Source organism: Bradyrhizobium sp. (assembly GCF_049581145.1).
In the GTDB taxonomy this organism is placed as follows: Bacteria; Pseudomonadota; Alphaproteobacteria; order Rhizobiales; family Xanthobacteraceae; genus Bradyrhizobium.
Window position 1 is genome coordinate 1 of the sequence record NZ_JBAURI010001050.1, and the last position, 8,794, is coordinate 8,794.

At 61.1% G+C, this 8,794-nt stretch carries 10 protein-coding genes and 1 pseudogene; 7 read left to right on the forward strand and 4 right to left on the reverse strand.

Features of this window, described 5'->3' with window-relative positions:
* From WCB02_RS33950 to WCB02_RS33965, 4 genes are all read right to left on the reverse strand, one after another.
* On the reverse strand, positions 1–854 hold an 854-nt coding region (locus WCB02_RS33950), incomplete at its 3' end, for an alpha/beta fold hydrolase (RefSeq protein ID WP_423965399.1).
* A gap of 69 nt (positions 855–923) precedes the next feature.
* On the reverse strand, positions 924–1,625 hold the full coding sequence (locus tag WCB02_RS33955; protein ID WP_423965401.1) for an ABC transporter ATP-binding protein: 702 nt from the start codon (positions 1,623–1,625) through the stop codon (positions 924–926).
* Positions 1,626–1,681: 56 nt separating this feature from the next.
* Entirely contained in the window at positions 1,682–2,476 is a 795-nt protein-coding gene (locus tag WCB02_RS33960; protein ID WP_423965403.1) for an ABC transporter permease, read from the reverse strand.
* Complete coding sequence (locus tag WCB02_RS33965; protein ID WP_423965405.1) at positions 2,443–3,369, reverse strand: ABC transporter substrate-binding protein; 927 nt, start codon at positions 3,367–3,369, stop codon at positions 2,443–2,445. The genes WCB02_RS33960 and WCB02_RS33965 overlap by 34 nt, the downstream gene beginning before the upstream one ends.
* Before the next feature lie 447 nt (positions 3,370–3,816).
* On the opposite strand from WCB02_RS33965, the gene WCB02_RS33970 reads away from it, so the two are divergent.
* The 7 genes and pseudogenes from WCB02_RS33970 (at position 3,817) to WCB02_RS34000 (ending at position 8,552) form a co-directional block, all read left to right on the forward strand.
* A complete protein-coding gene (locus tag WCB02_RS33970) occupies positions 3,817–4,359 on the forward strand; it encodes a c-type cytochrome (protein WP_423965408.1) in 543 nt (180 codons plus the stop codon).
* Between the two features lie 351 nt (positions 4,360–4,710).
* On the forward strand, positions 4,711–4,911 hold the full coding sequence (locus WCB02_RS33975) for a hypothetical protein (protein WP_423965411.1): 201 nt from the start codon (positions 4,711–4,713) through the stop codon (positions 4,909–4,911).
* A 328-nt stretch (positions 4,912–5,239) separates the two neighbouring features.
* Positions 5,240–5,740: a hypothetical protein gene (locus tag WCB02_RS33980; RefSeq protein ID WP_423965413.1), complete on the forward strand. Its 501-nt coding sequence runs from the start codon at positions 5,240–5,242 to the stop codon at positions 5,738–5,740.
* A 253-nt stretch (positions 5,741–5,993) separates the two neighbouring features.
* On the forward strand, positions 5,994–6,719 hold the full coding sequence (locus tag WCB02_RS33985) for an alpha/beta fold hydrolase (RefSeq protein ID WP_423965420.1): 726 nt from the start codon (positions 5,994–5,996) through the stop codon (positions 6,717–6,719).
* Positions 6,720–6,845: 126 nt separating this feature from the next.
* Positions 6,846–7,490, forward strand: a complete 645-nt coding sequence (locus WCB02_RS33990; RefSeq protein WP_423965415.1) for a glutathione S-transferase family protein — start codon at positions 6,846–6,848, stop codon at positions 7,488–7,490.
* A 66-nt stretch (positions 7,491–7,556) separates the two neighbouring features.
* A pseudogene (locus WCB02_RS33995) lies at positions 7,557–7,739 on the forward strand (glutathione S-transferase family protein); the annotation flags it as partial.
* Between the two features lie 486 nt (positions 7,740–8,225).
* Positions 8,226–8,552, forward strand: a complete 327-nt coding sequence (locus tag WCB02_RS34000; RefSeq protein ID WP_423965417.1) for a hypothetical protein — start codon at positions 8,226–8,228, stop codon at positions 8,550–8,552.
* Positions 8,553–8,794: the final 242 nt, after the last annotated feature.

Consider the following 8,794-nt stretch of genomic DNA (forward strand, 5'->3'; position numbering starts at 1 on the left):
ACCGCGCGCGGGTCGCGCGTGGGCCAGCGACCGGCATCGACCTGGGCCAGGAAATCACCGACAATGCCATTGAAGAGCGCCGGCGCCTCGAGATTGATGGTGTGCCCGCAATTCGGCATCACCGACAGCGCCGCCGAGGGGATCGTGCGCTTCATCAGCAATCCCGGCGCGAGACAGGGCCAGTCCTCGTCACCGGTGAGGATCAGCGTCGGCACAGTGAGAGCGGCCATCTCGGTCTGCAGATCGTAAAGCGAGGGCCGCTCCTTCTGGCAGCCGAGCTGGGTGTTGGCGGCCCCGAGCGCGGAATGCTCGGCCAGCGCTTCCTTGAACATCGCAAAACCGCGCGGGTCCTTGGCTTCGAACTGCACGCGGGTCGGGCCATAGGCATAGCGCGACGCAAAGACGGCCATGCCGTCGGCCCGCAGCGAGGCCACCACGGCATCGGCCTCGGCGCGAAACTGCTCGCGCATCGTCTTCTCGGCACCGTAGCCGCAGCCCGCCACGCACAGCGACAAGGCGCGCGACGGATGGCGGAAGCCGAAATGCAGCGCCGCGAAGCCGCCCATCGAGAGGCCGCAGACATGCGCCTTTGCGATGCCGAGATGATCGAGCACCGCGAGAATATCGTCGGCGGCGCGATTCTGGCTGTAGGACGCCGGGTTCTCCGGCACGTCCGACGGCGGATAGCCGCGCGCGGCATAGGTGATGGCGCGGTAGCGCCGGCCGAAATGCTGCAGCTGGTGCTCCCAGCTGCGATGATCGCCGGCGAATTCATGAACGAAGATGATCGGCGTGCCGCTGCCGGTTTCCTCGTAGTGCAGCCGTACGCCGTCGTCGGTGGTGGCAAAAGCCATGGTCAGCTCCGTTTCAGCCGTTGCGCGATCGTTGACAGGATGCGAGGTCAGGATAGCCGATCGAAAGTGTCATTCCGAGCCGCCATCGGTGCCAAGCGCCATGCGCAGGCTTCGCGCCAGCTCTGCAAAACCCTCGCTGCGCGGATCGCGCGGACGGGACAGATCGACGCGCACGTCTGCGGCAAGGCGGCCGGGGCGCGGGGTGAACACCAGAATACGGTCGGCCAGGAAGACCGCCTCGTCGATGCTGTGGGTCACGAACAGCACGGTGGTGCGCTGCGCCACCCAGATCTCGAGCAGCTCGGATTGCAGCCGGCCGCGAGTCTGGGCGTCCAGCGCGCCGAACGGCTCGTCCATCAACAGCGCGCGCGGCTTCGTGGTCAGCGCCCGCGCAATGCCGACGCGCTGGCGCATGCCGCCGGACAGTTCGTGGGGGTAGCGCGTCGCAAATGCGGACAGTCCGGTCAGCGCCAGCATTTCCTCGGCGCGCGTGCGTCGCTCGGCAGCGGCAATGCCGCGCGCCTTCATGTTGAACTCGACATTGCTGCGCACCGTCTGCCACGGGAACAGGCCATGATCCTGAAATACGATGCTGGTCGAACGCGACGGGCCATCCAGCTCGCGCCCATCGACAATGATCTGTCCGGTACTGGGCGTTTCGAGGCCACCGATCATCTGCAGCAACGTACTCTTGCCGCAGCCTGACAAGCCCAGCAGGCAGACGAACTCCCCGGCCGCGCAGGTCATCGAGATGCCGCGCAGCGCCTCCACGTCGCCGCTGCGGCCGCGATAGGTCTTGCCGACGTCGATGCATTCGATGAAACCGGTCAATCGAGCGTGGCGTTGAGCCCCTCCTGCCACGAACAGGCGCGCTGACGCAGTCTGCGCACGGCGAAATCGCCCAATAATCCGATGGCGCCGATGACGATGATGCCGGCGAACACCAGCTCGGTTCGAAACGTCATCTCCGCATTCAGGATCCTGTAGCCGAGACCCGACTTGACCGCGATCATCTCGGCCGTCACCACCGTGAGCCAGCCGCCGCCGACGGCGAGCCGCAAACCGGTGAAGATGCTGGGCAGCGCCGCCGGCCAGATGATGTCGCGCAGGATCAGGGACTCGCTGGCGCCGGCCGCAGTCGCGACCTTCAGCATCGTGCGCTCAATGCCGCGCACGCCGAAGATGGTGTTCAGCAACAAGGGCCAGAGGCCGGACAGGAAGATCAGCACGATGGCCGGCGTGTCGCCGATGCCGAAGAACAGCATGGCCATCGGGATCAGCGAGATCGGCGGCACCGCGCGGAAAGTCTGGATCGACCAGTCGAAAAGCCGGTCCAGTGCGGGATAGCGGCCGATCAGTAAACCCGCCGGCACGGCCACGCAGAACGCAAGTCCAATGCCAATCAGCACCCGGGTGATGCTCGCCAGCGTGTTGCCGGCGATGGATTGTCCGTAGAGCGCAAACGCTGCCGCCACCTTGGCCGGAGGCGGCAACAGAACCGGTGGATAGAGGTGAATTGCCACCGCGATCTGCCAGAGCAGCAGGAATCCCACCAGGGGGACCAGCCCGACCAGGCCGCCGAGCCGCATCAGATGAAACTGGTGTTGATGAACTCGTCCCATTTCGGCTCGGAGTCGAGCATCTTGTTGGCCAGCATCATGCCGGCCAGCGCTTTCAGGCCCTGCTGGAAGGCAGGCCCACTATCGGCCGAAAAGAACAGATTTTTCGTGCTGGCTTCGGCCACGTCCTGGCTCATGTTGAACTGCTTGATGGTGGTCGCGATGGCGATGTCCGGATTGTCGCGCATCGTGTTGGTGGCCTTCACATGCGCCTGCACCAGCAGCCTGGTCAGCTCGGGCTCCTTCTTGATGAAGGGGATGCTGGCCACGAATCCCAGATTGGTCTTGCCCATCGGGGTGTCGTACGGCACCCACAGCTTCTTGCCGAAGCCGTTGAGCTCGGCAAAGGTCGCATATGGCTCGAAGCAGCAGATCGCGTCGACATCGCCGCGGGCCAGCGGCACTGGCATGTCCTGATTGTCGAGGAAGAGAAGCTCCACCTTGTCGACGAGGCCTTCGTGCTGCAACTTCCAGTTCAGACTGACCAGCCCGATCGAACCGTTCTGCACCGCGACTTTCTTGCCGGCGAGCTCCGCGATGCTGGTGATCGAGGGCTTGGCCACCAGCATCCAGCCGCCGTCGCAGCCGTCGGCCAGCACGGCCATCGGGAAACCCTTGGTGGCGATCTGCATGGTGGCGGACAGCCCGCCATTGCCGACATCGACCGAGCCGGAGGCGACCGCCTGCATCCGCTGCACCAGGCTCGGGAAGGTGATGATGTCTGCGTCGATGCCCACGGGCTTCAAGAGGTCGGGCATCAGAAACATGGCATTGGTGGTGGTGGTGAAGGCGGTGCCGAGCTTCACCTTGCGCAGGGTCTGGCCAAGCGATGATCTGGCAACCAGGGCAGGCGCCGCCAGCGCTGTGGCTGCGAGCAAATTGCGACGGGTAAGCATCCGGGATTCCCATGCTGGAGAGCCCAAAAAGTAGAGCAATGTTCATGCCATAGCCGAGGGCGTTCCCTTGCAATTGCAGGCAGCCGCGTATCCGCGGGAGGCGGAGATTGATCGGTCGATCGGGTGCATAGGCGCGCCGGGCACCGCTCGACCTTGGCGCTTGTGCTTATCGGCACAGCAGCGCCCAAATAATGGGCAATCAATCGAAATCGCCGCTGCTCTCGTCCACCTTGCAATCTCAATCCGTCACAATTGGAGACGGGATGATGTCTAGCGACATTGATGAGGGCTGACCTTCCGTGCCCGTGATGCCGATTGATTGGTAAGAAAGACGATGCTTGCCCGAACGCGATCACGATATCGTAAAGTACATGATGCGGTAATATTTATCGCTTGTTACGTTGGTTGCACAGGTTTGTGCGGTCGGACGACCGCGTTGGAGGTTACATGCGCATCCTGGCAGTGATTGGCGCGCTGGCCATTGTCGTCGGTCTCGGCGCGGCGGCGTTTTTCTTCGGCGGCTTCTACAGCGTCGCGGCGAGCGCTGAAGATCCGGCGATCGTCACATGGGCCTTGACGCGGGTCCGGATCGCCTCGATCAACCGCCACGCCGACGACCAGCCCCCACCTGCCATCAATATCAACGATGCCGCCACCGTGCAGGCTGGCGCTCAAGCTTACGCCTCGCATGGGTGCACCAATTGTCACGGCGGTCCGGGCGTCACCTGGGCCAAATTTTCGGAGGGTCTGCATCCCGATCCGCCGGATTTGAAGGATGTCGTCGGTCAGCTCTCCCCGGCTCAATTGTTCTGGGTCGTGAAGAACGGCATCAACATGACGGGCATGCCGAGCTTCGCGGCGGCCGGCGTCAAGGACGATGAGATCTGGTCGATCGTGGCATTCCTGAAAAAGCTGCCGGGCGTCTCGGAAGCCGACTACAAGGCCTGGACCGCCTCCCTCGCGACTGCCGCACCGGGACCGAGCAAGTAGCTCGGTGATCCCGTCACAAGCTTGTACAACGTCAGGCGCTCGGCAAGCTATCCGCAAGATAGGCTACGATCGCCCGCGCCGAGGGTTTAGCGTGTGGAATGTAGATGTCGCGCGTTCGCGTGCGATTGAGCCTCGAAACCTTCAAGGAGGTGCGTGCGAAGGTCGGCGCCAGGGTGCCGGTCGGCGTCCGCATCTCTCAAGGCAAGGTGAACGACTATCACCACAAGTGGGCGGGCGCGGAGCGCGATGCGGAAATCATCTTCGGCAGCCTCGCCGATGACGGCGCCGACTTTGTCCATGTAACCGAGTTTCGAGGCATGGAAGCCCGCTTTCGCCGTGGGCGGTCCGTCCTTGATGCACCTCGCCAAGCGCTACGCCCCAAGGGCGACGATTTTCGCCAATGGCGGCCTGCACAATGTCGAGCAGGCGGTGGCTGCGCTGGACGACGGCGCCGATAAGGCGCAGCCCCTTCGTGGTCTCCTGCAGCAGGATGCTGCTCAAGCATTGACGAACGAGTGCTTCAGCGCGCTGCACAACGCCCGGATGCCTTAAGCACTGCGTCGCTCTTCAATATCATGGCGATGAAGTTTTTTACGCGCGCTCGGACCGGCGCCGTAACAGCGACGAAAAGATCGTCAGACATCTGATTCTACGAGATAAAACATAATGCGCGTGAGCACGACGCGCGGCGCAAAGTAGCACGCCGTAATTTGCGTTTTAATAAAAATGCCTTTCCATATGGGTGAGCTTTTGCTAGGAACGGTGCCGTAGAAGGCTGCGTGCCTACCTCGGCCGGATGCCGGCGGATGGAATGTCCAGATGTGATGCACTCTGGTTTCGGGATCGGCTGCGGATGCGCGGCAAGTAGACCAATGGGGCGATGACCGCGATGAATAGCGTCACAATATTCTGGCTGCAGCTTCTTACGAGCGTCTTCGTCTTCAGCATCGTCACGGCGTGGTACGTTTGGCCGTACCTGACCAAGCTTCCTCGTGATTCTGCTCTGGTTCCGCTGCTCTTCGTGCATGTGCCCCGCTATGTGGGAATGACCTTGTTGGTTCCGGGTATGATCGATCCGAAACTGCCCCCAGAGTTCCTTTTCAGCGCTGCTTACGGTGATCTCTTAGAGGCCGCGCTGGCGCTCGCTTCCATCTTTGCTCTGCGGAGTAACTGGCGTTTCGCCGTTGCTCTGGTGTGGGTATCCAACATTTGGGGATTCGCGGACCTGTTGAACGGAGTGCGCGGCGTCTTGCAGTTGAACGTGCCAAATTTCAACCTGAGTACTATTTGGTACATCTACACATTCTACGCTCCCTTGGTCATTGTTTCACATTTGATGATCTTTTGGATTTTGATCAGGTCGGTCTCTTGGAAGAAATAAGGTTTCTGGATCTGCAGGAGATAGCTTCATCGGCCCCAGCATATCCGTAAGGACGCACTGGCTCGACGGTGCCTCTCAGTGAGTGCGATCAGCGCGAGGCGGTGTAAACGCAGTCATGTGCGATCGAATGTAACCAATACCCACTATTCAAGAGAGGACATTAGATGATGACCTTGGGCGGCTTGGCTCAATGTCCGTCAGCCGCCCCGCCCATCGTCCAGCGCAACACTCCTTGAAAGGAATCACTATGGATATGGAACCATCCAAGCCCACTATCGTGCTTGTGCACGGGGCCGTCGAAGACTCGTCGCTCTGGACTCATGGAGTGATCCAGGGACTCCAGCGCGACGGCTACCCGGTCAAGGTCTTCTCCAATCCCTTGCGGGGCCCGGCGGTCGACGCTGCCTATCTGCGCAGCCTGCTGGACACGATCGAGGGGCCCGTGATCCTCGTTGCCCACGCCTATGGCGGGGCCGTCATCACCCAGGCCGGGGACGACGACCCCAAGGTCAAGGGCCTCATCTATGCGGGCTCCCCTATGCCCGGGGTCGGGGAATCCGCGAACGATTGTCTCTATCGGTTTCCCGGCGGCGACTTCGCTTCGTCCGCCAATCTGATTCCATACACCTTGCCCGACGGGACCAGCGGTACGAATATCCTCATCAAAGCCGACAAGTACGGCGACCTCCTCGCCGCCGACGTGCCTGAGAGCGTGCTCGCCCTGATGATCGCCACCCAACGCCCCATCGACTCGGCCGCCCTCAGCGAGCCACTGACATCGGCCGCATGGACGAGCAAGCCGAGCTGGCAAATCAGGCCCCTGCTGGATCCGGTCATTCCCCAGGAAGAGTTCAAGTTCGAAGCCGAGCGCGCCCACTCGCACGTCATTGAGCTGAACTCTTCGCACGCCATCCCCGTCACTTTCCCGGACGTGGTGATCGATGTGATCAAACAGGCCGCCCGCGCAGTCGCGTCCTGACGGCTGTGGCTGGTGTGCACGGTGGCTGTTGGGAGATTGGGATCGATCCAGAGTGAGACAGCCACCGAGCTGCCCCTTCAGGCTCAATCCAGATTGCGGGCACCGAAAAGATGAAAAGGCATAGGTATGAAGACCACCCTTGAGCTTTACGGTGCGCAGACTGGCAATTGCATCAGAGCCGCGATTGCGCTTGATGAAGCAGGTCTGTCCTACACGCCTAAGCTCGTGGACCTTTCCGGTGGAGCGCAACGGGGCGTCGACCATCTCGCACTGAACCCGGCGGGAAAAATCCCCGTCCTCGTCGAAAAAGCAGAGGACCGAGAGCCCTTCATCCTTACTCAATCGAACGCGATCATTCTGTATGCCGCTGGAAAAGCAGCGGGTCGATTGCTGCCTGAGAACGATCGTGACCGGGCAATCGTCTTCGAGCGCTTTTTCTTCTTTGTAACCGACGTCATAGCCGTCAGCCACGCGGCATTTTCCCTTCGCGGCTCAGATGCCCAAGAGGGGCGGACGATTCTGGAGGATCGAATGCTCGCTACACTCGAGACAGCGGAAAGGTACGTCGGCGATGACGAATTCATGGCTGGCAAGACGTTCAGCGCGGCCGACATTGCCGGCTTTACCATCACTCAATCGGTGAAGTCAGATCTTCCGTGGCCGACGCTCCCCAATTTGCGCAGATGGTTTGAGCGAATCGAAGGCCGCCCCGCTGTGAAGCGCGGGCTTCAGGCGTTCAATCGGATTCAGGATCTGGATCGACGAGTTTGACTTTGTAGAGGTTCGGCAAGAGATTTTTCCGACTGCGCGTCCCCACATTTCGAAAGAGGATGAACGCTGCTTGTCGACGGCAAATGGATGGCGAATTGGCAACCGGTGCAGGCCACCGATGCCAAAGGCGGCTTTGATCGCCAGATTTCCGGCTTCCGCCATTGGATTACTGCGGGTGGTGTGGCAGGTCCGGCTGGAGAGGATCGCTTCAAGGCCGAGACCGGACGCTATCACTTGTACGTCGCGCTGACCACGGGGCTATTGTTCGATCAAGGCACTCAACCCGAGCGCAATTGTATCCGTCGGCCCCGATCTCCCGGGACTTGATCCGGTCGTATTGCCCAATGCCAAACCGGGACGCCGGTCATGACGGCAATCCCGTCATCCGTCGACACGGGGTCGGCGGCAACGGCGAAAAATCTCGTCACGCTCGCTGACGTCGGGCGCCATGCGCTCCCGGACACTGAATTCGCGGCACCAGATTCGCCCTTTTGTTTGGCCACGGTTCCGGCCGTCAGTGGTTCGAACGGCGGTGACCAAAACCAATTGTCTGCTCGCAAGGTCACCCCTTTCGCTGGTAGACATCGGGTAGGACGCAGCTTTCGCCCCTGAGCAGTTTATGCCGCTCCGAGTCTTCTGGACCACATCTCGGCGAGTGACAGCGGATTAGTCGGTGTCGGTAAGTCCGCCCCGTCGTTATCTCCGCCTTTGGGCTATCAACTAGCGGAGCGACCCTTGGCAATTGGGTTACAGGAAGGGGAAATCAGGCAGGAGCTGCAGAGCGGCGGGCATCTGCGCAATGTCCTCATCATCACCAAGGCGATCGGGGGTACGGCCGAGCACTTGGCGTTTGTTCGGCCGAGCTGGCGTCGCGCGTTCCTGCCGCTGCGAACGTGGGGCGACAAGGAAGATCGAACTTACAAGGATTTGGATCGGCTGCTTGTGCTTCTGCGCGATGATTTCGGCTACCGGGGCTTCATCGGGCTCTACACGGATGGCGACCCCGATCTGGCGCGCTATCGTGCGCTTTCCGAAACCGAAGAGGCCGGCGGGCAGACATAGCGCCGGCATTTCGATAGCCAGACATCAATTCGAGGCGGCGATTCTTGGCATGGACGCATCGGGCAAAGGCGTACGGGGCTGGTGGCTCTACTCTCCTGTGACATGCTGCCTGGTCACTAGACGGAAGTTGCGTGGCTTTCCGAGCCTAAGCGGCTGATAATATTTGCACAACCTTGTTTCAGGCATGTTTTATGTAGCCATGTAATTTAGTGATTTAGCTTGACGAGGTGAGTTGCTCATGA

Coding starts and splice junctions, on each gene's coding strand:
- WCB02_RS33965 (WP_423965405.1), bottom strand. CDS start 3,369: ATGCTTACCCGTCGCAATTTGCTCGCAGCCACAGCGCTGGCGGCGCCT.
- WCB02_RS33980 (WP_423965413.1), top strand. CDS start 5,240: ATGACCGCGATGAATAGCGTCACAATATTCTGGCTGCAGCTTCTTACG.
- WCB02_RS33990 (WP_423965415.1), top strand. CDS start 6,846: ATGAAGACCACCCTTGAGCTTTACGGTGCGCAGACTGGCAATTGCATC.
- WCB02_RS33960 (WP_423965403.1), bottom strand. CDS start 2,476: ATGGGACGAGTTCATCAACACCAGTTTCATCTGATGCGGCTCGGCGGC.
- WCB02_RS33970 (WP_423965408.1), top strand. CDS start 3,817: ATGCGCATCCTGGCAGTGATTGGCGCGCTGGCCATTGTCGTCGGTCTC.
- WCB02_RS33985 (WP_423965420.1), top strand. CDS start 5,994: ATGGAACCATCCAAGCCCACTATCGTGCTTGTGCACGGGGCCGTCGAA.